Origin of the sequence: Pseudarthrobacter sp. H2 (assembly GCF_050157045.1) — a bacterium.
GTDB lineage: Bacteria > Actinomycetota > Actinomycetes > Actinomycetales > Micrococcaceae > Arthrobacter.
The window spans coordinates 2,819,898-2,846,037 of sequence record NZ_CP189594.1 but is presented as its reverse complement, the minus strand read 5'-3'; the positions used below and the strand labels follow the sequence as shown (position 1 = coordinate 2,846,037).

General features: G+C 69.0%; 19 protein-coding genes. 6 read left to right on the top strand and 13 right to left on the bottom strand.

The annotated features are described in order from the left end of the window. The first annotated feature begins 198 nt into the window (after positions 1–198). Both mfd and ACQCSZ_RS13425 read left to right on the top strand, forming a co-directional pair. Positions 199–3,918: a transcription-repair coupling factor gene (mfd, locus tag ACQCSZ_RS13430; RefSeq protein WP_427004267.1), complete on the top strand. Its 3,720-nt coding sequence runs from the start codon at positions 199–201 to the stop codon at positions 3,916–3,918. A 6-nt stretch (positions 3,919–3,924) separates the two neighbouring features. Beyond that, positions 3,925–4,752 carry a metal-dependent hydrolase gene (locus ACQCSZ_RS13425; RefSeq protein WP_427008335.1) on the top strand — a complete coding sequence of 276 codons (828 nt, stop codon included), beginning with the start codon at positions 3,925–3,927 and terminating at the stop codon, positions 4,750–4,752. Between the two features lie 82 nt (positions 4,753–4,834). Here the strand turns inward: ACQCSZ_RS13425 and ACQCSZ_RS13420 are convergent, their stop codons facing one another. The 5 genes from ACQCSZ_RS13420 to ACQCSZ_RS13400 form a co-directional block, all read right to left on the bottom strand. Then, positions 4,835–5,668: a fumarylacetoacetate hydrolase family protein gene (locus tag ACQCSZ_RS13420; RefSeq protein WP_427004266.1), complete on the bottom strand. Its 834-nt coding sequence runs from the start codon at positions 5,666–5,668 to the stop codon at positions 4,835–4,837. 27 nt (positions 5,669–5,695) lie between these two features. Further along, positions 5,696–7,366 carry a (2,3-dihydroxybenzoyl)adenylate synthase gene (locus ACQCSZ_RS13415; RefSeq protein WP_427004265.1) on the bottom strand — a complete coding sequence of 557 codons (1,671 nt, stop codon included), beginning with the start codon at positions 7,364–7,366 and terminating at the stop codon, positions 5,696–5,698. Further along, positions 7,363–9,399 carry an acetate--CoA ligase family protein gene (locus ACQCSZ_RS13410; protein WP_427004264.1) on the bottom strand — a complete coding sequence of 679 codons (2,037 nt, stop codon included), beginning with the start codon at positions 9,397–9,399 and terminating at the stop codon, positions 7,363–7,365. The genes ACQCSZ_RS13415 and ACQCSZ_RS13410 overlap by 4 nt, the downstream gene beginning before the upstream one ends. Continuing rightward, positions 9,392–10,963, bottom strand: coding sequence for an FAD-dependent monooxygenase (locus tag ACQCSZ_RS13405; RefSeq protein ID WP_427004263.1), 1,572 nt, complete (start codon positions 10,961–10,963; stop codon positions 9,392–9,394). Before ACQCSZ_RS13405 ends, ACQCSZ_RS13410 begins: the two co-directional genes overlap by 8 nt. A gap of 87 nt (positions 10,964–11,050) precedes the next feature. Beyond that, positions 11,051–11,884 carry a PaaX family transcriptional regulator gene (locus ACQCSZ_RS13400; protein ID WP_427004262.1) on the bottom strand — a complete coding sequence of 278 codons (834 nt, stop codon included), beginning with the start codon at positions 11,882–11,884 and terminating at the stop codon, positions 11,051–11,053. Positions 11,885–12,048: 164 nt separating this feature from the next. On the opposite strand from ACQCSZ_RS13400, the gene ACQCSZ_RS13395 reads away from it, so the two are divergent. Next, positions 12,049–13,401, top strand: coding sequence for an MFS transporter (locus ACQCSZ_RS13395; RefSeq protein ID WP_427004261.1), 1,353 nt, complete (start codon positions 12,049–12,051; stop codon positions 13,399–13,401). Between the two features lie 101 nt (positions 13,402–13,502). Here ACQCSZ_RS13395 and ACQCSZ_RS13390 read toward each other — a convergent pair whose 3' ends face one another. From ACQCSZ_RS13390 to nirB, 6 genes are all read right to left on the bottom strand, one after another. Beyond that, positions 13,503–13,727 carry a hypothetical protein gene (locus tag ACQCSZ_RS13390; RefSeq protein ID WP_427004260.1) on the bottom strand — a complete coding sequence of 75 codons (225 nt, stop codon included), beginning with the start codon at positions 13,725–13,727 and terminating at the stop codon, positions 13,503–13,505. 53 nt (positions 13,728–13,780) lie between these two features. After that, positions 13,781–14,515, bottom strand: a complete 735-nt coding sequence (gene deoC, locus ACQCSZ_RS13385) for a deoxyribose-phosphate aldolase (RefSeq protein ID WP_427004259.1) — start codon at positions 14,513–14,515, stop codon at positions 13,781–13,783. 109 nt (positions 14,516–14,624) lie between these two features. Continuing rightward, positions 14,625–15,503: an FAD-dependent oxidoreductase gene (locus ACQCSZ_RS13380; RefSeq protein WP_427004258.1), complete on the bottom strand. Its 879-nt coding sequence runs from the start codon at positions 15,501–15,503 to the stop codon at positions 14,625–14,627. 203 nt (positions 15,504–15,706) lie between these two features. Beyond that, positions 15,707–16,894, bottom strand: a complete 1,188-nt coding sequence (locus ACQCSZ_RS13375; RefSeq protein WP_427008334.1) for a uroporphyrinogen-III synthase — start codon at positions 16,892–16,894, stop codon at positions 15,707–15,709. 13 nt (positions 16,895–16,907) lie between these two features. Next, positions 16,908–17,942 carry a uroporphyrinogen-III C-methyltransferase gene (gene cobA, locus ACQCSZ_RS13370; RefSeq protein ID WP_427004257.1) on the bottom strand — a complete coding sequence of 345 codons (1,035 nt, stop codon included), beginning with the start codon at positions 17,940–17,942 and terminating at the stop codon, positions 16,908–16,910. Between the two features lie 2 nt (positions 17,943–17,944). After that, positions 17,945–20,590, bottom strand: coding sequence for a nitrite reductase large subunit NirB (gene nirB / locus ACQCSZ_RS13365; protein ID WP_427004256.1), 2,646 nt, complete (start codon positions 20,588–20,590; stop codon positions 17,945–17,947). 257 nt (positions 20,591–20,847) lie between these two features. On the opposite strand from nirB, the gene nirD reads away from it, so the two are divergent. Next, positions 20,848–21,213, top strand: a complete 366-nt coding sequence (gene nirD, locus ACQCSZ_RS13360) for a nitrite reductase small subunit NirD (protein ID WP_211881114.1) — start codon at positions 20,848–20,850, stop codon at positions 21,211–21,213. A 39-nt stretch (positions 21,214–21,252) separates the two neighbouring features. On the opposite strand, the gene ACQCSZ_RS13355 is transcribed toward nirD, so the two are convergent. Beyond that, positions 21,253–23,025 (bottom strand): phospho-sugar mutase, encoded by a 1,773-nt coding sequence (locus ACQCSZ_RS13355; protein WP_427004255.1) that lies wholly within the window; start codon positions 23,023–23,025, stop codon positions 21,253–21,255. Positions 23,026–23,208: 183 nt separating this feature from the next. On the opposite strand from ACQCSZ_RS13355, the gene ACQCSZ_RS13350 reads away from it, so the two are divergent. After that, positions 23,209–23,691: an RrF2 family transcriptional regulator gene (locus ACQCSZ_RS13350; protein ID WP_427004254.1), complete on the top strand. Its 483-nt coding sequence runs from the start codon at positions 23,209–23,211 to the stop codon at positions 23,689–23,691. Positions 23,692–23,741: 50 nt separating this feature from the next. On the opposite strand, the gene ACQCSZ_RS13345 is transcribed toward ACQCSZ_RS13350, so the two are convergent. Further along, the gene (locus ACQCSZ_RS13345) at positions 23,742–24,560 is read right to left on the bottom strand and encodes a purine-nucleoside phosphorylase (protein ID WP_427004253.1); all 819 of its coding nucleotides are present in this window, start codon (positions 24,558–24,560) and stop codon (positions 23,742–23,744) included. 107 nt (positions 24,561–24,667) lie between these two features. Between ACQCSZ_RS13345 and ACQCSZ_RS13340 the strand changes: the two genes are divergently transcribed. Then, complete coding sequence (locus ACQCSZ_RS13340) at positions 24,668–26,083, top strand: NAD(P)H-quinone dehydrogenase (RefSeq protein ID WP_427004252.1); 1,416 nt, start codon at positions 24,668–24,670, stop codon at positions 26,081–26,083. Positions 26,084–26,140 lie beyond the last annotated feature (57 nt).

Genomic DNA, 26,140 nt, shown 5'->3' with positions numbered 1-26,140 from the left:
CGCCTGGTCATTGCCCATGCAGGCCATTCGGAGTGCCGGCGGCCGCGGACCGGTATGTATTGCCAGCCTAATTGCCAGCCTAGCCCCGCGGGCCTGATCGTCCACTGCTCCGCGGTAGGCTTGGAATGCCCGGGATTCTCGCGAATTCCGGCTATTCGTGTTGCCTGCATCCCCGTGATCCCTTCAGGAGCTTAAGCCATGAGCCTCAACGGCCCCTCTCTCACCGGTTTGCGCCGCGTCCTCGCCGAGGACCGGAACTACGCCCGCATCCAGGCCGAGGCCGCCCGCGGTTTCGCCGGCCGCAGCGAGGACTACCAGATCAGCGCCCCGGCAGGCCTGCGGGCCGCGCTGCTGGCGGAAATGGCCGACGGCCTGTCCGCGCTAGCGGAAAACACAGCCGAAAAAACAGCGGAAAACACGGCCACTGAAGCACCCGGCTCTGCCGGAGAAACCGGCCTGGGCCCCGTGGTCCTGGCCGTCACCGCGACGGGCCGTGAGGCCGAGGACCTGACCGCGGCGCTGCGCGCCTTCCTGCCGGCGGACGCCGTGGCCGAGTTCCCCAGCTGGGAGACCCTGCCGCACGAACGGCTCTCGCCCCGCTCGGACACGGTGGGCCGGCGGCTGTCCGTGCTCCGGCGGCTGGCCCACCCCGGATCGTCCACCGCCGGCGCGCTGCGCGTCGTGGTGGCCCCGGTGCGCGCCGTCGTCCAGCCGATCGTCGCGGGCCTGGGCGAACTGGTGCCCGTGACCCTGAAGGTCGGCCAGGAGGCACCCTTCAGCAGTGTCGTGAAGAGCCTCGCCGACGCCGCCTACGCCCGCGTGGACATGGTGACCCGGCGCGGCGAGTTCGCCGTCCGCGGCGGCATGCTGGACGTCTTCCCGCCCACCGAGGACCACCCCATCCGGGTCGAGTTCTTCGGCGACGAGGTGGACCAGATGCGCTGGTTCGCCGTCGCCGACCAGCGCTCGCTGACCGCGCCCGGCCTGCACCACCCCACCGAACTGCACGCCCCGCCCTGCCGCGAAATCCTGATCACCCCCGCCGTCATGTCCCGCGCGGCGACGCTGAAGTCCCAGCTGCCGGCCGCCGCGGACATGCTGGAGAAGATCGCCGGCGGCATCGCCGTCGAAGGCATGGAATCCCTGGCCCCCGTGCTCGTGGACGCCATGGTGCCGTTCCTGGACCAGCTCCCGGCGGGTTCCATCTCGGTGGTGATCGAGCCGGAGAAGGTCCGGGCCCGCGCGCACGACCTCGCCGCCACCAACGAGGAATTCCTCGAGGCGGCCTGGTCCACGGCGTCCGACGGCGGCACCGTGCCTCTGGCATTGGATACTGTTCTAAGCTCCGCGGCGTCCGAAGCCCTGCACTCGGCCAGCTTCCGTTCGCTGACCGAGACCCGCTCCGCCGCCCTCGCCCACGAGGTCTCCTGGTGGTCCATCACCTCGCTGGCCACCGACGAGGAGCTGCTGCCCGACGTCGACGTGCTCAACCTCCGCGCCAAGGAACCCCGCGGTTACCAGGGCGACGTGGCCGAAATGATGGAGTTCATCGGCTCCCACGTCCGGGACCAGTGGCGGATCGTGGTGGCCACCGAGGGCCCCGGCCCGGCCCAGCGCCTCGCCGAGCTCTTCCACGACGCCGACATCCCCTGCGCCCGCGTCGATTCCCTCGACAAGGACCCCCAGCCCGGGCTGATCGAGGTGACCACCGCCGCCGTCGGCCGCGGCTTTGTCCTGGACGGCCTCAAAGTCGGCCTTTTGACCGAAGCTGACCTGCTGGGCCGCACCTCCGCGGGCTCCACGAAGGACATGCGGCGGATGCCGTCCAAACGGCGCAACGCCGTGGACCCGCTGCAGCTCGTGGCCGGCGACTCCGTGGTGCACGAACAGCACGGGATCGGCCGCTTCGTGGAGCTCATCCAGCGCCGGGTTGCCGGGGGAGGCGACGGCGTGCGCGAATACCTCGTGCTGGAGTACGCGCCGTCCAAGCGCGGCGCGCCGGGCGACCGGCTCTTCGTGCCCACCGACCAGCTGGACCAGGTCACCCGCTACGTCGGCGGGGACACCCCGGCGCTGAGCAAGATGGGCGGCTCGGACTGGGCCAGCACCAAGTCCAAGGCGCGCAAGGCCGTCAAGGAAATCGCCGGCGAACTGATCCGGCTCTACTCGGCCCGGATGGCCTCGAGGGGCCACGCGTTCGGCCCGGACACCCCGTGGCAGCGCGAACTGGAGGAGGCGTTCCCGTACGTGGAGACCCCGGACCAGCTGACCACCATCAACGAGGTCAAGGCCGACATGGAGCGCGAGATCCCGATGGACCGGCTGATCTCCGGCGACGTGGGCTACGGCAAGACCGAGATCGCGGTCCGGGCGGCGTTCAAGGCGGTCCAGGACGGCAAGCAGGTGGCCGTGCTCGTGCCCACCACCCTGCTCGCCCAGCAGCACTACGAGACCTTCACCGAGCGGTTCTCCGGGTTCCCGCTGCGGGTCAAGCCGCTGTCCCGCTTCCAGGGCGCCAAGGAGGCCAAGGAGACGGTCGAAGGGGTCAAGAACGGCACCGTCGACGTCGTGATCGGCACCCACCGGCTGCTGTCCAAGGACTTCGCCTTCAAGGACCTGGGCCTGGTGATCGTGGATGAGGAGCAGCGCTTCGGCGTCGAACACAAGGAGGCGCTGAAGAAGATGCGCACCAACGTCGACGTCCTGGCGATGAGCGCCACCCCGATTCCCCGGACCCTGGAAATGTCGCTGACCGGCATCCGGGAGACCTCCACGCTGGCCACCCCGCCGGAAGAACGCCACCCCGTGCTGACCTATGTGGGCCCCTACACGGACAAGCAGACCTCGGCCGCGGTCCGCCGGGAACTGATGCGCGAAGGGCAGGTGTTCTTCGTCCACAACCGGGTGTCCACGATCGACCGGACCGCGGCGAAGATCCGCGAGCTGGTTCCGGAGGCCCGGGTGGAGGTGGCCCACGGGCAGATGTCCGAAAGCCGGCTGGAACAGATCATCGTGGACTTCTGGGAGAAGCGCTTCGATGTGCTGGTCTGCACCACCATCATCGAGACCGGCCTGGACATCTCCAACGCCAACACATTGATTGTGGACGGCGCGGACAAGTACGGGCTCTCCCAGCTGCACCAGCTGCGCGGACGCGTCGGCCGCGGCCGCGAACGCGCCTACGCCTACTTCCTGTACCCCTCGGAAAAGCCGCTGGGCGAGGTGGCCCTGGAGCGGCTCAAGGCCGTCGCGACGCACAACGAGCTCGGCGCCGGCATGCAGCTGGCCATGAAGGACCTGGAGATCCGCGGCGCCGGCAACCTGCTCGGCGGCGAGCAGTCCGGCCACATCCAGGGCGTCGGGTTCGACCTCTACATCCGCCTGGTGGGCGAGGCCGTCGCGGAGTACCGGGGCGAGGCCGAGGAGAAGGCCGCGGACATGAAGATCGAGCTGCCGGTCAACGCACACCTGCCGCACGACTACGTGCCCGGCGAACGGCTGCGGCTCGAGGCGTACCGGAAGCTGGCCGGTGCCATCAGCTACGAGGCGATCGAGGAGGTCCTCGCCGAGCTTGTGGACCGCTACGGGGAGCTGCCGCTGCCCGCGACGAACCTGATCGACGTCGCCCGCTTCCGGGTCGGTGCCCGCGAAGCCGGGCTGAGCGACGTCGCGCTGCAGGGGAACTTCATCAAGTTCTCCCCGGCGCAGCTGCCGGAGTCCAAACTCATGCGCCTGGCCCGGATGTACCCCGGCTCGCAGCCCAAGCCGGCCCTGGACGCCGTGCTCATCCCCAAGCCGAAGACCGCGAAGATCGGCGGCCGGGACCTGCAGGACGCCGAGATCCTCGAGTGGGCCAACGGCGTCATCCGCAACATCTTCTCCGACGCCCCTGTTGCTGTCGAAAAGGCGAGGGGTTAGCCCGTGATGGGAGGACACCACGCCGCGTCGGGAGCCGCGGCCTGGGTGGCCATTGCCTCGACCGGGCCGTACGCGCTGGGCTGGTATCCGCTGGACGCCGCCGGGATCGTGATCGGCGCCATGGCGACGGCGGGGACGGCCCTTGTGTGCGACTGGGACCACCGCTCCAGCACCATTGCGCATTCGCTGCCGCCGCTGTCCAACGTGATCGCCGTCGGGATCGAAAAGGCGTCCGGCGGGCACCGGCAGGGCACCCACTCGGTGCTCGGGGCGGCGTTCTTCGTGCTGCTCGCGACGATGGCCGGGCAGTTCCAGCTGCAGACCGACTGGGGGCTGCTGTCCGTGGGGGCGGGGCTGTTGTGCATGTTCATGATCAACATCGCCGCCAAAGCCCTGAAGCTCTTCCCGAAGTACGGCTGGATCAGCAACTGGATCTTCGCCCTGGCCATGGCCGGGGTGGTGACGTGGTTCGCGCCGCACCAGTGGACCTGGCTTCCCGTCTCGATGCTGACCGGCGTGCTGGTGCACATCGTGGGTGACATGATCACCACCGGGGGAGTGCCGCTGCTCTGGCCGATCGTGATCAAGCCGCCGAAGTTCCTGCGGAAGCTGCCGCTGCTCAAGGACGTGTGGAAGGCCAACGGCGCGTTTTCCATCCCGCTGCTGGGCCGCGCCGGCTCGCGGCGGGAATGGTTCGTCCTGATCCCGGTCAGCGGCTACGCCATGGTCGGCATGTTCTTGGCGGCCCTCGCCCTGGCCCGGGCGCATTTTCCGGCGGCCCTGGCGCTCGGGACCGCGCTGGCGGACAGCCTGTTCGGGCTGCCGCCCGGCTGACCACTACCAAGGCGCCCGCCCCGCGCCTGCAGCAGGGCCGCGAGCAGTTCCGGGTCCGTCGTCCGGTCGTGGCGTTCAACCATCAGGCGTCCTTGACCACGCGGTTCTTCAGCTGGCCCAGTCCCTCGATGGTGGTCACGAGGACCTGGCCCTCCTGGAGGTAGCGCTTCGGGTCCTGGGCATGGCCGACGCCGCCGGGGGTGCCGGTGGCGATCACGTCGCCCGGGTTCAGGGTGATGATGGTGGAGATGTAGGAGACCAGGAACTCGGGCGTGAAGACGACGTCGTTGGTGGGCGTCTGCTGCTGGATGTCGCCGTCCACGGCGGAGGTCATCAGGCCGGCGGTGAACTCGTCTTTGGTGACCAGGGCGGGGCCGAACGGGGTGGACTTCTCCCAGGTCTTGCCCTGCAGCCACTGGATGGTGCGGAACTGGTAGTCGCGCATGCTCACGTCGTTCAGGACGGCGTAGCCGGCGATGTGGTCCGCGGCGTCGGCTTCGCTGATCCGGCGGCCCTTCTTGCCGATCACGACGGCGAGTTCGGCTTCCCAGTCGACCTTGTCGGATTCCTGCGGCAGGGCCAGGTCGTCGTTGGGGCCGATCAGGGATTCCTGGTACTTGGCGAACAGGGTGGGGTACTCCGGGACTTCCCGGCCCATTTCCTTGATGTGGTTGCGGTAGTTGTGCCCGACGCAGATGATCTTGCCCGGGAACGGCACGACGGCATCCAGGTCGGCGCCTTCGGCCGGGTGGGTGGCGCCGGCGGCGGCCTTGGCGGTAGCTTCCCAGCCGGCGGTGTTGAGCAGTTCCCCGACGTCGGCGAAGCCTTCGATCTCGGTCAGGGTGTCGCCGTCCTGGCGGACAGCCTTGGTGACTGCGCCGGAGGCGGACTTGAGGCGGAGGGTGAGGAGTCTCATTTGTTGCGTCCTTCGATGCAGGTGGGTCTACGGGGCCTGGACAGTGGCGGCCAGGCGTTCGGCGATGTCGGCGCGCAGGTCCTTCTTGTTGATCTTGCCCACCTTTGTGGTGGGCAGTTCATCGAGGACCACGAGGCGTTCCGGGATCTTGAAGGCGGCCACCCCGGTCTCCCGCAGCATCTGCTGGATTTGCTCGAGGGTCACGTCGCGTCCGGGCTTGACCGTGATGTAGAGGCACAGGCGTTCACCGAGCAGCGGATCCGGCATGGAGACTGCGGCGGCCATGGTCACGTCCTCGATCCGGTAGACGAGGCTTTCGATTTCCTCGGCCGAGATCTTCTCGCCCCCACGGTTGATCATGTCCTTGTCCCGTCCCTTGACGATCAGGTTGCCGTCCGGGCGCCGCTCGACGATGTCCCCGCTGGCGTACCAGCCATCGGGGGTGAAGGCACGTTCGTTGGCTTCCGGGGCGCGGTAATAGCCGCGGGGCGTGTAGGGTCCGCGGGTGAGAATGGCTCCCGGGACTCCGTCCGGCAGGTCGTCTCCGGCCTCATCCACGATGCGGACCTCGTCCGCCCCGGAGACGGGGCGGCCCTGCGTGGTGCAGATGACGTCTTCCGGGTCGTCCAGCCGGGTGGTGTTGATCAGCCCCTCCGCCATGCCGAAGACCTGCTGGAGGGTGGCGCCCAGGACCGGCTTCACCTTCCGGGCGATTTCATCCGGCAGGCGGGAGCCGCCGACCTGGAGGACCTCGAGGCTGGCGAGCTGGTCGGACCCGGTTTCCTGCTGGTACTCGACCCAGCGCTGGGCTACCGCGGGGACGGCCGTGGACAGGGTGACCTTCTCCCGTTCGATGGTGGCGAAGGCCTTCCGCGGTTCGGGGCTTGGCAGCATGACCACGCGGCCGCCGGCAAACAGGATTCCGAGGATGCCGGGGCAGGCCAGCGGGAAGTTGTGGCTGGCCGGAAGGGTTCCCAGGTAGACGGTGTCCTCGGTGACTGCTGTGGGCACTGACGTGGCCTTGATGTTGTAGGCGTAGTCGTTGTGGGTCCGGGCAATGAGTTTGGGCAGCCCGGTGGTGCCGCCGGAGAGCAGGAACAACGCCGGGGAATCAGCGGCCGGCGCGGCGGCGTCCAGCCTTGCGCGGGCGCCTGAGATGTCCTTGCCGGGGGCCAGGATGTCCTCGAGTCGCGCGTTGGCGGGTTTCGCGGCTCCCGAAACGATGACGTACGCCAGGGACGGAACGGTTGACGCCAGCCCCTCGGCGAGGGCCTGGTGGTCGAAGTCCTTGATGACGTCCGGCACGGCGATGGCGCGCGATTCGGAGAGTTCCGTGAGGAAGGAGAGCTCGTATTGCCGGTGTGCCGGCAGCGCCATCACGGGAATGATGCCGGCCCGGAAACAGGCCAGTGTCAGCACGGTGAACTGCCAGCCGTTGGGCAGCTGGACCATGATCCGGTCATCGGCTTTGAGGCCCAGCTGCAGCAGGCGTTCGGCGGCGGCATCCACCCTGTCGGCCAGTTCCGCGTAGCTCAGGCGCATGTCCCCGTCCACCACTGCGGTCTTGTCAGGGAGCCGGTCGGCGGCGTCGAGAAGGTAGGCGCCCAGCGGGCGGTCTTCCCAGTAGCCCTTGCTGCGGAACCCGGCGGCGAGGCCTGCGGGCCAGGGGACGGTGCCTTCACTGGTGTGGCTGGTCATTGAATGTCCTCCTCGACATTGATCACTACGGCATCAAGCGCCACGAGCCCGTGATGGGTCAGGCGCAGGGGGTTTATTTCGATCTCTGCGATTCCGTCATTGGAAACGAGCGCATCGCCGAGCCGGACCAGCAGCCCCGCCAGCTCTGCGGTGTCCAGCATCGGCCCGGAGCGGAAGCCGTACAGGAGCTCGCGGGCCTGGAGCTCGCCGGGCATGCCTTCGGCCGCGCGGACGGCAAAAGGAACGGAACGGATGGAAATGTCGGCGAAGACCTCGGCGGCGGTGCCGCCCAGGCCCAGGACGATGATCGGTCCGAAGACCGGGTCGCGGCGCGCCCCGACCACCAGGTCGACGCCGGGGGCGGCCATCGCTTCGACCAGGAATTCGCGGGCCCCGGCCGCTTCGAGTCCGTCCAGGGCGCGGTCCATGGCCGCGGCGGAGTCCACCCCGAGGTGCACGCCCCCGATCTCGGTCTTGTGCAGGATGGCGGCGTCGAGCAGCTTGACCGCAACAGGCCCGCCCAGTTCGGTCAGGGCCTCCTGGGCGGCGGCGCGGGTGCCGCAGCGGCGCCGCGCAGGGGTGGCGATGCCGAGGGCGCCGAGGAGTTCCTTGGAACGGTTTTCGTCCCACGGCCCCTCCAGATCCGGCCACGTGAAGCCGCCGGCGGGAGCCTGCGCGCGCTGGAACTGCCCGCGGGCGTCGTTGACCAGGGCGGTAATGCCAGAGGCGAGCGACGTCGGTCCGCAGATCAGGGGCAGGCCCTGCTGCTGGGCGGATTTTTTCGCCCGTTCCAGGTCGCCGTCGGGGCCGTCCACACCGATCAGGAACGGCAGGCTGTCCACGGCGCCGGAGGCTGCGACCGACAAGGGAAGGTCCGCGACGGGTTCGGTCAGTCCGTAGACCGCGACGACGTCGATGGCCGGATCGGCGGCGACCGCCGCCACGATCTTCTCGTACCCGGGTCCGGGCCTGCCGGTGTCCACCGGGTTGGCCTGGAAGGTCAGCGGCGGCAGCAGCGCACCGATGGTGTCCTGGCTGGCCCGGGCCAGGCGCGGCAGTGCCACCCCGGCGCCGTGCAGCGCATCGGCGATCAGCAGGCCGGGGCCGGCCTGCCCGGTGATGAGCCCGACGCCGGGGTCGGCTGCCGGGGCCAGGCGGCGTCCGGCCAGGGCGGTGACGGCGGCAACCAGCTGGTTCTCGTCGTCGACGAGCACGGCGCCGGCCTGTTTGAGGACCGCCCGGGTGGTGCGCCAGGACGTGGCCAGGGCACCGGTGTGGGACTGCGCAAACTCGGACACGTCGTTGCGGCCGACCACCAGGGCAACCACCGGCTTGACGGCGCTCAAGCGTGAGACGGCGTCGATGAGGGCCGGGCCGTCGGTGACGGTTTCCAGGTGCAGGGCAACTGCCTTGGTTTGCTCATCGGAGATCAGGTAGTCCAGGACATCGGGTGCGGTGATGTCCGTGCCCGCGCCGATGCCGACGGCGAGGCTGACGCCCACCCCGGCGCGCTGGAGGTGGAAGGCCAGCACGTGGTTGACTCCGCCGCTGGCTGCCACGACGGCCACGGAGCCGGGTTCCAGTTCCGCGACGCCGGGGACGAAGCTCGCCCTTAAGTTGCGCCGGGGGACGAAGAAGCCGGAGGTGTTCGGGCCGAGCAGCCGGATTCCGGTGTCCCGGACGGCGGCCGCGACCTGGTGCGCGAATTCGATGCCGGGTCCGCCGGCTTCGGCGAAGCCGCCGGCGCAGACGAGGGCGGCCTTTGCGCCGTGGGCGGCACTGTCGCGAAGCGCCTGTGCGGTAGCGGCCGCGGGGACGCAGAGCACGGCCAGGTCCGGGCCGCCGGGGATGGCGGCGGCGGCCCCGGCGATGCTGGTGTGCATGCCGTTCTCGCCGCGGCTGTTCACCAGTTCCACGGGGCCCGGGTAGGTGGCGAGCGACTGGGCCATGACGGCGCCGAGTTTCTCCGGGCTGGACGAGGCGCCGACGACGATGATGCCGCGGGGTGCGAACAGGGGGGTCAGGTTATGCATCGGTTGCCTCCGGGGCGATGGCGACGGCGTCGGCACGGCCGGACAGCACCAGGGTGAGCGCGGACACGGGGCCCCGGTCATCGACGATGACGCTCGTCAGGCCGCGGCCGAGCCGGGCCTCCTCGGAGAGCAGGGTGCGGGTGAACGGATTGCCGCCCTGGATCACGACGGCTGCGGCGTGGGCGGGCAGCCGGCGGAAGGAGGCGGCCAGACCGTCCTCGGTGTCCGGTGCGGTGAGCAGCAGGCCGGTGTCGGCACCGGCGTCGGAGGGATCGGTGACCAGGGCAATCCGGCCGCCGGGGCCGGTCAGGAAAGGGTGGCCGGCGTCGTGCATGAGGGACAGCAGGCGCCCGCCGAACCGGGCGGATCCGGCGCTGAGCGGCGTTTGAAGCGGCGCGGCTCCGTGCCTGGCCAGCCAGTCCGCTTCCACGGACTCGACCAGGCCGGCGTCGCGCTGGCGGATCTTGTCGATGTCGATGCTGCGGGAGAAGAAGTGGAACGTGAACTGGGTGGGGTCGAACGAGTCGTAGTACCGGGCGAAGTGTTCCCACCAGCTCAGGCCGCCGCGGGCCTGGTTCTGGATCTTGGCCACCTGCGGCTGGCGCTCAATCTCATAGTTGGTGAAGGCCGTCTCGAGGTCGTCCTGGTGCGCCGCAACTTCCCGGACCAGGGTGATGGCATCTTCCATGGCCATCTTGGTGCCGGAACCGACGGAGAAGTGCGCGGTGTGCACGGCGTCCCCGAGCAGCACGACGTTGCCCTTGTGCCAGGAGCGGGTGCGGCGGGTGCGGAAATTCCCCCACCGCGAGCTGTTGGCCACGAGCGGCTCACCGGCGATGTCTTCGGCGAACAGCTTCTCGAGGAACCGCTGGGTCTTCAGGTCCGAGAGGCCCGGGGGCTGGCTGACGTCGAATTCGTCGAGGCCGGCCTTGCGCCAGGTCTCCTCGTCGGTTTCGACGATGAAGGTGCTCAGGTCTTCGCTGATCGGGTAGCCGTGCACGGCGAAGTTGCCGAATTCGCTCTTGCGGTGGAGAAAGGTCATGCCCTTGAACTTGTGGCTTGTGCCGAACCAGATGAACTTGGCCGTCGCGGTTTCAGCGGTGTGGCCCAGGCTCTCGCCCAGCTGCTCGCGGGTCGAGGAGTTGGCGCCGTCGGCGCCGACGATCAGGTCGAATCCGTCCAACGAGGACAGCTCGGGCACATACTCGCCGAAGCGCAGGTCGACGCCGGCATCCGCTGCCCGGTACTGCATCAGCTGGAGCAGGGTCTTGCGGTAGATGGCGGCCATGCCGTTGCCGGCGAAGGTCTTCTGCTCACCCTTGAGCCAGACCTCGATGTCATCCCAGTGGGTGCCGAAGTCCCGGAGTCCGTTGAGCACGACCGGATCGGCGTCGTTGATCCGGCGCAGCGTTGCGTCGGAAAAGACGACGCCGAATCCGAAGGCGTCGCTGGCCTGGTTGCGTTCGAAGAGCACCACTTCGGCGTCGGGAACGGTCTGCTTGAACAGGGTCGAGAAGAACAGTCCGCCGGGACCGCCGCCGATGCAGGCTACGCGAAGTGCCATCGATGCCACCTTCTAGAGTTTGGGGAGTTGGGGAGAAAGGCCTCACCTAAAGTATGTTACGAGAACAAGTTGAACGTCAAGCTTTTGTTACATGTTTGTCTCGGGGACGACCGGGATGGGACGCCCGATGACGCTCTCCACGTAGGCGTTCGCCTGTGGCCCCAGCTGTTCGTGCACCCGTTTGAACAGGCTGAACGCTGCCGGCCCCGGCCAGTTCTCCGGTTGAAGTTCCTGCGGCAGCTCGGGATCGCGGAAGGGGAAGCGCCGGAAGTCGTCGATGATCCGGGTGCGTTCCACCAGGGCCTGCCTCCCGTCCTTGCTGGCGTTGCCGCGTTCGTTGTCCAGATGCGCATAGGTGCCCAGGAAGCTCCGGTAGTCCCGTCCCAGAGATTCCAGGTCCCAGCATCGGGCGGCCAGATCGCGGGCCGCCTCTGCGTCATCGGAACCGCACCAGAGAACATCCACCCGGGCGCTTTCGAACTGGGATGCGAGCTCCTTGGCATCCCGGGAAAGATCGTGCGGGGCCAGCCAGGTCGAGGGGGAGAGCTGGCCGAATCCGGTCCACGCCAGTTGCTTGCGCAGTTGTTCACGCACCGCCCGCTCGGATTCCGGCACCTGGTAGATGACCATGGTCCAGCGGCCGGTCCAGGGTTCCTCCCTGCGGCGGAAGATCCGCGCCCGGCCGTGGATGAGCACGTCGAGCATGTGCTCACTCAGGGTGTAGACCGTCTCCCGGCCCTCCCTGCGGGTGGTGAACCAGCCCTCCTTCTTGAGCCGGGACATGCTGACCCTGATGGTGGCCGGTTCCATGCCGAAGGCCACCATCAGTTCGGTCAGCTCGCCAAGCTTGACCTCCCTGCCGGCATAGCGAAGGTAGTCGCCGAACAGATTCAGGACGAGCGATCGGGGTGTCTCCGCCATGTGGACTCCTGACAGTTGAAGTTAGATGTAACAAGATCGTTGACGAACAACATAACTATGTTACATTGAATTGTGGGTTTCATCACACCCACCGACGTTCGTGCTCCTTCCTCCCGCACTCATCAGCCGCCACAAAGCTGTGGCGTAATCGCTTGGAGTTCTTCATGCCTGGTCATTCCCGGACGGCTGTTTCCCGCCCCCAAAAATCTGCGGCCGCTGTCATTTTCCTGTGCTTTGTCGCCATTGTCTTTGACGGTTACGACCTTGTGGTCTACGGGGCGATTGTCCCGAAGCTTCTTGCCTACCAGGCCTGGGGCCTGACTCCCGTCCAGACCGGCGCGATCGGCAGCTACGCCCTGGCCGGCATGTTCATCGGCGCTATTCTCATCGGCTACCTCACGGATATTCTCGGCCGCCGGAAAGTCCTGATGGCGTCCATTGCCTTCTTCTCGCTGCTGATGCTGCTCACCGCGTGGGCACCCTCAGCGGAGCTCTTCGGTACCTTCCGCTTCCTGGCCGGACTGGGACTTGGCGGCGTCATCCCGACGGCGATCGCCCTGACCGTCGAGTTCTCCAAGACCCACCGCCGCAACTTCAACAACGCCCTGATGTTCTCAGGTTACGCAGTCGGCGGCATCCTGGCTGCCCTGCTGTCACTGGCGCTGCTGTCATCGATCGGCTTCCAAGGCATGCTGGCCATCGGCGGAGTTCCGCTGATCCTGGTACTGCCATTCCTGTTCAAGTTCCTGCCGGAATCCCCGGCGTTCCTGGCTGCCCGCGGCCGCCGCGCTGAGGCCGAGAAAATCGTCGGCGACTACGGGCTGGAACCGCTCGCCCCCGTAGCGGCCGAAGGCGTCCAGGCCCAGGAGCCGGGCCGATTCCGGACCCTGTTGACCGGCCGCCTGCTGGCCGCCACCGTTCTCTTCTCGCTGGCGGGCATTTGCGGCCAGATCCTGGTGTACGGGCTCAACACCTGGCTCCCGCAGCTGATGGTGCTCGCCAACTACTCGCTGGCCTCGTCGCTGAGCTTCCTGCTGACCGTCAACATCGGCGCCGTAGTCGGCGTCATCGTGTCCTCGCGCCTGGCCGACAAGTTCGGCCCGCGCATCATCACGGCAGTCTCCTTCGTCTGCTCCGGAACAGCGCTGCTCATCATGGGGTCAGGAATTGCGCCGCTTCCGGTGATGTACCTGCTGGTCGCCGTCGTCGGCTTCGGTTCGGTCGGCGCGCAGATCCTCATCAACGGCTTCGTCGCCACCTACTACGCCAATTCCACCCGGGCCACCGCTCTGGGAATCACCCTGGGTGTGGGCAGGATCGGTGCCGTCCTGGCGATCTCCGGCGGAGGCGTACTGGTGGCCGCGTCACTGGGCAACTTCATCAACTTCTCCGTCTGGGCCATCGCCGCCGCAGTGGGCGTCCTCGCCGTCCTCGCCGTCCCTGCCGCCGGGCCGAAACACACTGCCGCCGGACCCGCCGTCGTTCGCGACACCAGGACCGCCGATCAGGTGAGCTGAGGGCCGGCAGTGGCTGCCCGCCGCCGACGACATCCTTAAACAGCTGAAGCTCCGGGAATCCGGAGCTTCAGCTGTTTGGAATCTAAGAGGAGCGCGGGAACTTAGACCTCGCCGGCCGAGTCCGAGCGGCCCAGGATGGTCTGCGGGATCCAGAACGAAAGGGCGAACAGGCCCAGGCAGGCGGCCATCGGCCACGGGTTGCCCAGCGTCAGGAAGTTCAGCGAGTACAGGGAGGCGAGGAAGAGCACCATCATCAGTACGAAGATGGCGATGCTGGACGCGAGGCTGTTCTCGTTCTGCGGGGTCTTGGTGGTGTTGCTGGACATTCGTTCCTCCTCGGCCCCGTGGGGCTCAAATCTGTGGCGGCTGCCGGAGCCGGTCAGTACGCGGACGAACCCTGTTCACCCTTGACGATCGCGATGCCGGAGCTGGCGCCAATACGTGTTGCACCAGCAGCAATCATAGCCTGCGCATCGGCGAGGGAACGCACACCGCCGGAGGCCTTGACGCCGAGGTCCGGGCCTACCGTGCGGCGCATCAGGGCGACGTCGGCGGCGGTGGCACCGCCGCCGTTGAAACCGGTGGAGGTCTTCACGAAATCAGCCCCGGCCTCCACCGCTGCCTCGCAGGCCAGGACCTTCTGGGCGTCGTCCAGCAGCGCCGTTTCGATGATGACTTTCAGGATGGCGCCGCCCTCATGGACCACCTCGGCGACGGCGGCGATGTCATCGACCAGGGCGCCCTTGTCACTCGCGCGGGCCGCGGCGATGCTGATGACCATGTCGATCTCTTCGGCGCCGTCCAGGACGGCGCCGCGGGCTTCGAATTCCTTGACGTCGGTGGGGGTGGCACCCAGCGGGAAACCGACCACGGAACAGGTCAGGACCCCGGACCCCTTCAGGGCGGTCTTGACGGTCTTGACCCAGATCGGGTTGACGCAGACCGACTTGAAGCCGTATTCGGCCGCCTCGGCGCAGACCTTGAGGATCTCGGCTTCGGAGGCCTCCGGCTTGAGCAGCGTGTGGTCGATGTAGGAGGCAATAGTTGCCGTACTGTCCCGGGCGGCGGGGGCGCTTCCGGCAGACGCACGCGCGGCGGTGGCTTCGTTGCTCATGGTGGTCCCTTTCCTGGCGGGCGTTGGACTGTGTTGTCCCTTCACAGTGGCTCCTTAAATGACCATCTTGCCACAGCAGCCCCGCCAGGGCGGGTGGCCGGCCGGGCCCTCAGGCGGCCTCCGCACGGGCTTCCGCCAGGGTGGCCTGGAGCAGCTGGGAGGCGCAGAGCGCCGCGGCGGGGCCGGAGGCCACGAGCAGGCCCAGCCGGACGCCGTCGAACACGGCCGCGTCGCCGATTGCCCAGATGCCCGGCACGGACGTGCGGAAGTCCGTGCCGATCACGATGCCGCCCCCGCGCGCCGTCTTCAGCCCGGCACTCACGGCCAAGGCGTCGCAGGGAATCCGCTCCTCGGCCAGGACCACCAGGTCGCCGTTCATGCTGGAGCCGTCCTCGAAGACGATCCCGGCGGCGGGCAGCAGGGAACCGGCGAGGTTGGGGACGACGGCGGCCGGCCGGACCGTGGTGCGCACCGGACGGACACCGCGGGCGCGCAGCACCGCCTCGGCCTGGCCCGCGGCCGTCCCGGTGCCCACCAGGATGCCCAGCGGCCGCCGGCCGAGGACCCGGGTGGCGTCCTTGACGGCTTCGCCGAGCCGGTTGGCGTCATCGATCGTGGAGTAGCTCAGGCACCGTCCCGAGCCCTCGAGCGGTGCGTGGGCAAAGGAGGATCCGGTGGCGATGACCAGCTGGTCGTAGCTGAATTCCAGGCCGTCAGCGGTGACCACGCGCCGGGTGCCGGGATCGACGTAGCTGGCGGGCTGGCCGAGGCGCACGGAGACCTGCGGTAGCGCGGCAAGGTCCAGGAGCCCGGCCGGCGCATCATCCCGGTTGCTCAACACGGTGATGCCGCCGGCGAAGGGCGTCCTGGCGAGCTGCCGGACGAGGGCCTGCGCGGCCGGACCCGCGCCGGCAATGACGATCCGGGGCCGGGGCCGGGGCCGGGTCCGGGTCGGGGAACCAGGTGCTGCGGTGGAGGTGGCGGACATGGTGGGGCCCTTTCGCTGGTGGCCGGTGGTGTGGCCTTCGTGCTTGATGCCCCCAGCGTAGGCGTACGGTTTTTCCGGCGTGTTTCCCGGGTGTTGCGGGTTATCGCAAAGCAACGCGGGGTCACTTACGGCCCATTGGAGCTCTCCGGATGGGCGCTAAGTGACCCCGCGTTGGTGTCTGGTTCATGGGGTTGGTGTCCGGCTTACACCCGGATCCGGTAGCCGCGCTTCACCACGGTTTCCACCAGGTGTCCGTCAGGCAGGGCGGACCGCAGCCGGCTGACGGTCATGTCCAGGGCGTGCACGGAACCGCGGAGTTCCAGCAGCTCGGACAGCGCCTCGCGGGAGAGCACCGCACCGCCGGCGCCCAGCAGGGCACGCAGCAGCAGCAACGGGGCCGGTGCCAGCTCAACGGCCTCACCGTTGATCCGCAGTGAGCGGCCGCGGAGCTCCACAGTGCCGAGGACGGTGTCCAGCCGGCGGACGTGGTTGAGGGCCAGGTGCTCGCAGACGAGCCGGATCAGGGCCCCCATCCGGAAGCGTTCCGGGACCAGCGGCTGCAGGCCGGCGTCGATCAGCGGCTGGGCCGTGACGGGCCCCACGACGGCGGTGGCGACGGTGGTCTTCAGGGCGTGCACCAGCTCCTTGTACAGGCCCATCTCATGGGCGGTGCTCCACATCGCGTCCACGGCCGGGGCGCTGGTGAAGGTCAGGACGTCCAGGTTGCCGCTGCACGCGGCCTCGATCAGCCGCGGGAGCCGGTCGGCGCCGTCGGGCTTGACCCAGCGGTACGGGGTGACCGTCAGGACGGTGGCGCCGGACATCCGCAGGCGTTCGAGCTGGCGGACGTCCGTGTAGCCGTGCAGCTGGACCGCGACGGTCTTGCCCCGGACGCCTTCGGCAAGGAGCATGTCCACCAGGGTCGCGGTGGTTTCGTCGCTGCTGATCCCGACGTCGGCGAGCCCGGCCGCGCGGACCGCGCCGCGGGCCTTGGGGCCGCGGACGAACATCCGGGTGGCTCCGAGGGTTTCCAGCAGCGCCTCGCCGATGCCGAAAGTGTCCGCGGCCTCGCACCAGCGGCGCATGCCGTAGGCGGTGGTGGCGATGCAGAGCTCGGGCCGGGCCTCGATGATGGCCCGGGTGTCCTCGATCAGGTTCAGGTCCTCCTGGACCGGGGCGATCTTCAGTGCCGGCGCGTGCAGCACCTCGGCGCCGCGGCGTTCCAGGGCTTCGATCAGGTCCTGGGAGCGCCGGTGCGAGGTGACGCCGATCCGGAAGCCCTCCAGCGGCAGGTCTTTCTCGGGGGCCGCCTCGGGTGACGCCCCGCCGGGTGGAATGACGGGAAGGTCCGCGGTGGCCGCGGAAACGGTGGTGGCGGCGAGGGCGTTCAGCGGAGCCATGGTCTCAGGCCCCCATCAGGGACGCGGCGAGGCGGTCCAGTTCGGCTGCCGCTTCGGCGCAGCCCCGGTTGGCCTCCGCCACCCGGACCACGTCGCCGATCACCAGCACCGCGGGGTTGCTGCAGTCCGCGGCGGCGGTGGTGATGGTGCCCAGCTCGGCGATGGTGGTGCGCTGGCCGGGACGGTAGCCGCGCTCGACGACGGCCATCGGCATGTCGGCCCGCATCCCGGCCCGGCGGAGCCCGGCGGCCAGCTGGTGCAGGGTGCCGATGCCCATCAGGACCACGATGGTCCCGCCCAGGCCGGCGAGGTGCGTGTGTTCCTTCTCGGTCAGCGGGGCGTGGCCGGACACCACCGTGAACAGGTGGCTGACCCCGCGGTGCGTGACCGGGATCCCGGCGGCGGCCGGGACGGAGATGGCGCTCGTGACGCCGGAGATCACCCGGACCGGCACGCCGGCCTTCACACAGGCAGCCACTTCCTCGCCGCCACGGCCGAACACGTACGGGTCGCCGCCCTTGAGCCGCACCACGTTCTTCCCGGCCAGGGCAGCCGCCACCATGAGCTCCTCGATCCCGGACTGGCTGACCGGGTGGTGGCCGGGGCGCTTGCCCACGTCCACCAGTTCGGCCGTGCTGAGCTGCGGCAGCTCCTGGTACGGGGCCAGCCGGTCGTAGAAGACGACGTCGGCATCCCGCAGCGCCGCCACGGCCGCGACGGTCAGCAGTTCGGTGGTCCCGGGTCCGCCGCCCACCAGGGTGACATGGCCGGCCGGTCCCGCGGCGGGCTCTGCCGCGACGGGGATGCCGGCCGCCCGGCAGCGCTCCAGCAGGGCCTCCCAGCCGGGCTGGCCGTCGTCGACCGCCGCGACCAGGAACGGCCGCTCCGGCAGGGGGCCGTCCAGCGCTGCGCCGTTCGGGCTGCTGAGCCGGGAGACGACGGCGCCGGCGGCCTCGTACCGGCGGACGGCCTGGCGGGCGGCGGCGTCGGACCCGGTGACCAGGATTTCCCGGCCGGTGAGATCAATGGTGAGCTGCATGCCTATACCTCGTTCTCATCGCGGGCACGGACCGGGATGGAAGCCCCGATCAGGACTGGTTCCTGGGCGGCCAGCGCCTTCTCCTCTGTGGTGGCCGGGCGCATCTGGCCGCGCTCGTCCGGGACAAAGGTGATGGAGTCGTCCTTCTGGTCGGGGGCGTTGACGAAGGAACGGAACCGGCGCAGGCGCTCGGGATCCTTCAGGGTGTCCGCCCATTCGTCGACGTAGGTGTCAACGTGCCTGGCCATGGCCGCTTCGAGGTCCTCGGCGATGCCCAGGGTGTCTTTCACCACCACGTCCTCGACGTGCTTGATGCCGCCGTCGAGCTCTTCCTGCCAGCGCGCGGTGCGCTGCAGGCGGTCGGCGGTGCGGATGTAGTACATGAAGTAGCGGTCGATGTACTTGAGCAGGGTTTCGTCGTCCAGGTCCTTGGCCAGCAGCTGGGCGTGCGCCGGGGTGGCACCGCCGTTGCCGCCGACGTACAGGTTCCAGCCGTCCGCGGTGGCGATGACGCCGACGTCCTTGCCGCGGGCCTCGGCGCATTCGCGGGCGCAGCCGGAGACGCCCATCTTGAGCTTGTGCGGGCTGCGGAGTCCGCGGTAGCGCAGTTCGAGCTGGATGGCCATGGCCACCGAGTCCTGCACACCGAAGCGGCACCAGGTGGAACCGACGCAGGACTTCACGGTGCGCAGGCTCTTGCCGTACGCCTGGCCGGATTCGAAGCCGGCGTCCACCAGTTCCTTCCAGATTTCCGGGAGCTGCTCCAGCCGGGCGCCGAACATGTCGATCCGCTGGCCGCCGGTGATCTTGGTGTAGAGGTTGTACTTCTCGGCCACGGCGGCGATCACGCCCAGCTTCTTCGGGGTGATCTCGCCGCCGGCGATGCGGGGGACCACCGAGTAGGTGCCGTCCTTCTGCATGTTGGCGAGGGCACGGTCGTTGGTGTCCTGCAGGGTGCCGCGGCCGGCGTCCAGGACGTAGGCGCTGTTCTGGCTGGCCAGGATGTTGGCGACGGTGGGCTTGCAGATGTCGCAGCCTGCGCCGGTGCCGTACCTGGCCATGACCTCCTCGAAGGAGGTGAGTTCCAGGACGCGGATGGTCTCGAAGAGTTCCTGGCGGGACAGCTCGATGTGCTCGCAGAGTGCCTTGGAGACCTCGACGCCGGACTTGGTCAGTTCGGTTTCCAGCAGCTTCTTGAGCATCGGCACGCAGGACCCGCAGCTGGTCCCGGCGCGCGTGCAGCCCTTGAGCCCGCCGAGCTCCTGGACGGGTGCGTTCCCGTCGCAGGCCCCGCAGCCGTTGATGGCGTCGCGGATGGTTCCGGCGGCCACGTTGTTGCAGGAGCACAGGATGGCGTCGTCCGGGAGTTCCGTGTCCGGGGCGTCGCCGCCGCCGGCAGCGGTGAGGTAGGCGCCGGGCTCTGCACTGAGTTCGCGGCCGAGCAACGGGCGCAGGGAGGTGTACGGGGCCGCGTCGCCGACGAAGATGCCGCCGAGGAGGGTCTTGGCGTCGTCGGTGGTGACGATCTTCTGGTAGACGCCGCGGGCCGGGTCCGCATAGACGATTTCAAGGGAGTGCTCGGTCTTGGCGAACGCGTCACCGAAGCTGGCGACGTCGACGCCGGAGAGCTTGAGCTTGGTGGCGGTGTCAAAGCCGGGGAACGTCGCTTCGCCGCCGTGCAGGCGGTCCGCGACGATCTCCGCCATGGTGTTGGCGGGGGCCACGAGGCCCAGGCACATGCCGCCGAAGTTGGCCACCTCGCCGATGGCCCAGATGCCGGGAACCTCCGTGGAGCAGTCGTCGGAGATGACGACGCCGCCGCGCTGGCCGAGCTGGAACTGCTGCTCTGCGCCCTCGGCGGCCCGGAACAGCTCATCGCGGGGCTTCACACCGATGGCCACGATGACGATGTCGGCGTCGATGATGCGGCCGTCGGCCATCAGCACGCCGGTGACCTGGCCGTCGTCGTCGGAAAGGACTTCGGAGGGGAACACGCCGCCGTGCACGGTGAAGCCCTTGGCCTCGATCAGCCGGCCCAGCGCCTGGCCGGCGCCCTCGTCCAGCTGGGTGTTCATGAGCCAGGGCGAGCCGTTGATGACAATCGGGGTGGCGCCGAGCTGCTCGGTGCCGGCCGCGGATTCGAGGCCCAGGAGCCCGCCGCCGATGGTGACGGCGTTGACCCGGCGGCCAAGCTTTTCCTTCAGCCCGGCGATGGCCTTGTTAATGGACCAGACGTCCTCAAGGGTGCGGTACACGTGGGTGAGTTCGGAGCCGGGAATCGGCAGGCGGGCCGCGTCGGAGCCGGTGGCGACGACGAGTTCGTCGTATTCATAGGTGTTGCCGGCCGCCGTCTCCACGGCCTTGGCGGCGTGGTCGATCCTGATGACGCGCTCGCCGGTCTTCAGCGCGAGGGCGTCGTGGTCCCACATGGACGCGGTGCCGAGGGTGAGGTCGACGTCGCTGTCCGTGAGGGCCTTGCTCAGGGCGACCCGGTCGTAGGGGAGGTGCGCTTCCTCGGTGAGGACGGTGACGTGCCAGCCGTCGAGGCCCCGGGCGTGCATGGCATCGGCAAACCGGTGGGCGGCCGGGCCGCCGCCGGCGACGACGATCCGGCGGGGGGTCTGCGTGCTTGAAGTCTGTCCGGTCACTGTGGGCCTTTCGCATGGGCCGCAGACGGTGCTCTGCGACCTTCTCAATCCAGGTGTCCATCCAGACTAGGCAACCGCAGTTTCGCTTCAGTTTCCCTTATGTTTCGTGATCTTAACTTCTGCATCACGAACGCGTTTCGGAACAGGTGAGTTGCCTTTTACGTGCCGGACACACTGACTGCACGCCGTTGAAACACCGCAGCCCTAGCTTGGGTATGTGGCCGCGTCGGCGGTTGAGTGGACTGAGAGGGGCCGAGATGACCGCAGTACTGGAACTTGTTGAACAGACCACCGGATTCGCCGCAGGCTGGCACCGTGTGTGCGCCGTCGAGGAGCTGGAGCTTGCCTGGGGTGAGGCGGCGCTTATCGCCGGCCGCCAGGTGGCGCTGTTCCGCACGGCGCCCGGTGAGGTGTTCGCCGTCGAGCATGAGGACCCGGCGACGGGGGCGCACGTGATGGCCCGCGGCATCATCGGCTCACGCGGAGCACGCCAGACCATCGCGTCACCGCTGCACAAGGAGGTCTACGACCTCACGACGGGCGAATGCTTCGGCACGGCGGAGCTGCGCCTGGCCACCTTCGGCACCCGCATCGTGGACGGGTACGTCGAGGTGGAGCTCTAGCCGCTCCTAAGCCTTGGAGACCGGCCTTGGAGACAGGCCTTACAGGCCGAGGGCCTCGCGGACGTCCGCCAGGACGCCGTCGAGCGCGGCGCGGGCTTCCTGCCGCGCCGCCGGCAGTTCGGCGGCCGATCCGACGCTGCGGATGACCTCCAGGTAGCACTTGAGCTTCGGCTCCGTCCCACTGGGGCGGATGATCACGCGGCTGAGGTCCTTCGTCAGGTACAGCAGGCCTTCGGTGGGCGGGAGCGGTCCGCTGCCCTGCGCCAGGTCGGTGGCCGTTTCGACGGCGGAGCCGCCGAACGATTCCGGCGGGCTGACGCGCAGCCGGTCCATCATGGCATCCAGCAGGCCCAGGTCCGCGACCCGGATGCTGAGCTGGTCGCCCGCGTGCAGCCCGTGCACCAGATGCAGCTCATCGAGGGTGTCGAAGATGGTCCTGCCGGCGGCCTTGGCCGTTGCCGCCAGCTCGGCGATCAGCACCGCGGCGGAGATCCCGTCCTTGTCCCGGACCAGTGCGGGGGCGACGCAGTAGCCCAGCGCCTCCTCGTAGCCGAACAGCAGCCCGGGCACGCGGGCGATCCATTTGAAGCCGGTCAGGGTTTCCTCGTGGGCGTAGCCTGCCGCGGCCGCGATCCGCGCCAGCAGCCGCGAGGACACGATCGAGTTGGCGAAAACGCCCCCGCCGGCGGTGTCGCCGTCGCCGGCGGTGTCACCGGGGGTGCCGGTTTCGCGGGCGGCCAGCCGCGCCACGACGTGCGCGCCCAGCAGGGCTCCGACCTCGTCGCCGCGCAGCATGCGCCATGCCCCGGTGTCCGGATCCTTCGCGGCCACCGCGGCGCGGTCGGCGTCGGGGTCGTTGGCGATCACGATGTCGGCGTCCACGCGGGCCGCCGTTTCCAGCGCCAGGTCCAGGGCGCCCGGCTCTTCGGGGTTCGGGAAATTCACGGTGGGGAAGTCCGGGTCCGGTGCCGCCTGTTCCGTGACCAGCGTGACGTCCCCGAAGCCGGCGGCGTTCAGCACCGAGACCGCGGTCGCGCCGCCGACGCCGTGCATGGGGGTCAGGACGATCTTGAGGTCCCGGGCCGGGAAGTGTTCCGGGTCCGCGAGGTGAGCGACGGCGGCCTCGTAGCCTCCGGCGATCGAGCGGTCCAGCACCGTCCAGCCGTCCTTGGCGAGCACAATGGAGGCCAGGTCGACGGCGGCGATCCTCGCGGCGATCCTTGCGTCGTAGGGCGCCACGATCTGCGCGCCCCGTCCGCTGTCCTCGACGGCATGGCGGCCCAGGTAGACCTTGTAGCCGTTGTCCTGCGGCGGGTTGTGGCTGGCGGTGACCATCACACCGCCGTCGCACTCCAGCGCCCGCACCGCGTAGGCGAGCAGCGGCGTGGGGAGCGCCTGCGGCAGCAGGAACGTCTCGATCCCGGCGGCGGTGAGGATCGCCGCCGTCTCCGCGGCGAATATATCGGAATTGTGGCGGCCGTCGTAGCCGACGACGGCGCGCGGCCGGGTCCCGGGGGAGGCCTGCGCGACGGCGTCCGCCAGGAAAGCGGCAAAGCCGGCGGCGGCGCGGCGCACGACGACGCGGTTCATCCGGTTCGGCCCCGGCCCCAGCGCCGCCCGCAGTCCCGCGGTGCCGAACTGCAGGGTGCCGTCAAAGCTGTCCGCCAGCTCCTGGCGGGCCGCGGCATCACCGTCGTCCGCGAGGGAGGCGAGCGCGGTCAAGGCCGCCGCCGTGGCGGGGTCCGGGTCCTGGGCAGCCCAAGCGCGGGCCTCGCTCACCAGCCGGGACAGTTCGGCATCAAAGGACGTCATAGGAACCAAACTATCGCCAAATTCCGCCGGGCATGCCCAACGCTGGCCGCGGGACATGCCCAACGCTGGGGCTGGCGGGTGGACAGGATCCCGTTATGCCCAGTCCTGGGAGCGAGGAATGGGCATGTCCTCCGGGGATTCCGCCCTTGACACCCATTTTTCCGGACACGTAACGTCTGCAATATGAAGATGGGCCGGGGGGTGGAATGGGCTGTGCACAGCTGCGTCAACATGGCGTGGACGCCGTACGGGGAGGCGGTGAACAGTGCACGGCTGGCGGAGTTCTACTCCCTCCCGGGCGCCTACCTTAACAAACAACTCCAGTCGCTGGTCCGCGCAGGTATCCTGGCGTCCGTCTCCGGGCCGCGCGGCGGCTTCCACCTGGCGCGCAGGCCGGAAAACATCACCGTCCTGGACATTGTCCTGGCGCTCGAGGGCCAGGATCCGGCCTTCCGCTGCGAAGCCGTCCTGGGGAACGTGCCCGAGGCCGACAGCCAGGAGAACTTCGCACGGACCTGCCTCATTTCGCAGACCATGCGCCAGGCCGAGCTGGCCTGGCGCCAGGCGCTGGCACGCCAGACCATCGGCGGGCTCGCCGATTCGATGGAACGGCGCTTTCCCCAGGACAGGCTGAAGGCCCTGCGCTGCCTCGCCGCCGCGGACTGAACTGCGAGAACTAAGCTGCGCGGACTGAGCTGCGCGGACTGAGAGCGGCCTCAGAGCCTGGCGATGATCCCGGCGAGCAGTCTGGAGATGCGCGGGCCTGCGGCGTGGCCGGCTTCGAGGACCTCCTCGTGGCTGAGCGGGAGCGGGCTGATTCCGGCGGCGAGGTTGGTCACGAGCGAGATGCCGAACACCTCCATGCCGGCGTGGCGGCCTGCGATCGCCTCCAGGGCGGTGGACATGCCCACCAGGGACGCGCCGATCCGCTTGGCGTACTGCACCTCGGCCGGCGTCTCGTAGTGCGGCCCGGTGAACTGCGCATAGATACCTTCCTGCAGCGAGGAGTCGACTTCACGGGCGAGGCCGCGGATCCGGGCGGAGTACAGGTCGGTCAGGTCCACGAACGTGGCGCCTTCCAGCGGTGAGGCGGCGGTGAGGTTGATGTGGTCGCTGATCAGCACGGGGGTGCCGGGGGCCCAGTCTTCGTTCAGGCCGCCGCAGCCGTTGGTCAGGACCAGGGTCCGGCAGCCGGCGGCCGCTGCGGTGCGCACGCCGTGGACCACGGCGCGGACTCCCTTGCCCTCGTAGTAGTGGGTGCGGGCGCCCAGGACCAGCGCCCGCTTGCCCTCCCTGGTCAGCACGGAGCTGATGGTGCCGGTGTGCCCTTCCACGGCCGGGGAGGAGAAGCCGGGGACCTCGTCGGCTGAGAGGGTCGCGGTGGTTTCACCGATCAGCCCGGCGGCGTCGGCCCAGCCCGAGCCGAGCACGAGGGCGACGTCGTGGGTGTCCACGCCCGTTTCCGCGGCGATGTAGTCGGCGGCGGCGCGGGCGGCGTCGAAGGGGTCCATGGTCAGGGAATCCGGTGTATTCACCGGTACAAGTTACCGTGCGGACGCCGTGCTGCCCAGCACCGGGGGCAGCACGGCGCCAGCCGACGATTCTTGGTGCTGCCGGTCCGGATGGTGGACAATGGCTGATTGTGACTACGCATCCCGATTTCAGCTCACCCCGCATCGCAATCCTCGGCGGAGGGCCCGGCGGCTACGAAGCCGCCATGGTCGCCGCCTCGCTCGGTGCGAAGGTCACCATCATCGAACGCGCCGGCCTCGGCGGCTCGGCAGTGCTGACCGACGTCGTACCTTCCAAGACCCTGATCGCGACGGCGGACCTGATGACCCGCGTCGCCGAGGCGGGCGAGCTGGGAGTTAAGTTCGACGTCGACGGCGGCGACTTCGCCCCCGTGATGCGTGCCGACCTCAAACACATCAACGACCGCCTGCTCGGCCTGGCCCGGAAGCAGTCCGAGGACATCCGGTCCGGCTTGGAGCACCAGGGTGTCCGCATCCTGATCGGCTCCGGCAGGATGCTGGACAACCACACCATCGAGGTGCTGACCTCGGACGGCACCGAGACCGTTGAAGCGGACGCGATCCTGCTAGCGGTCGGCGCGCACCCGCGGGAACTGCCCACCGCCAGGCCGGACGGCGTCCGCATCCTGAACTGGGCCCAGATCTACAGCATGGACGAGCTCCCCGAGGAGCTCATCGTGGTGGGTTCAGGCGTCACCGGCGCCGAATTCGCCTCGGCCTACAACGGCCTGGGCTCCAAGGTGACCCTGATTTCCAGCCGCGACCGCGTCCTGCCGGGCTCGGACACGGACGCCGCCGAGGTCCTCGAGGGCGTCTTCGAACGCCGCGGGCTGACGGTGCTGTCCCGCTCACGCGCCGAGACCGTGGAACGTACCGACGACGGCGTGGTGGTCACGCTCGGCGACGGCTCCAAGGTCACCGGCAGCCACTGCCTCGTCTGCGTCGGCTCCATCCCGAACACGGACGGGATCGGCCTCGAGGAGGCCGGCGTGGCGGTCACCGAGAGCGGCCACATCAAGGTCGACGGCGTCTCGCGCACCACTGCCCCGAACATCTATGCCGCCGGGGACTGCACCGGCGTCCTGGCTCTGGCCTCGGTCGCGGCGATGCAGGGCCGGATCGCCGTCGCGCACTTCCTGGGCGACGCCGTCATGCCGATCAAGCTCCACCAGGTGGCCTCCAACATCTTCACCTCGCCGGAAATCGCCTCCGTGGGCGTCTCCGAGGCGGAGATCGAGTCCGGCAAGTACCAGGCCGACGTCATCAAGCTCTCGCTGCGCAGCAACGCCCGCGCGAAGATGCGTAACCACAAGGACGGCTTCGTCAAGATCTTCGCCCGCAAGGGCTCCGGCACGGTGATCGGCGGCGTCGTCGTGGGCCCGAACGCGTCCGAGCTGATCTTCGCGGTCTCGATCGCCGTGACCCAGAAACTGCACGTCGACGACGTCGCCAGCACCTTCACGGTGTACCCGTCACTGAGCGGCTCCATCTCCGAAGCGGCCCGGCGCCTGCACGTCCACATGTAGGTCTCGGGGGCCCGGCTCGGCGACGAGTGCTGCCGGACCCTGCCAGCCAGGCTTCCT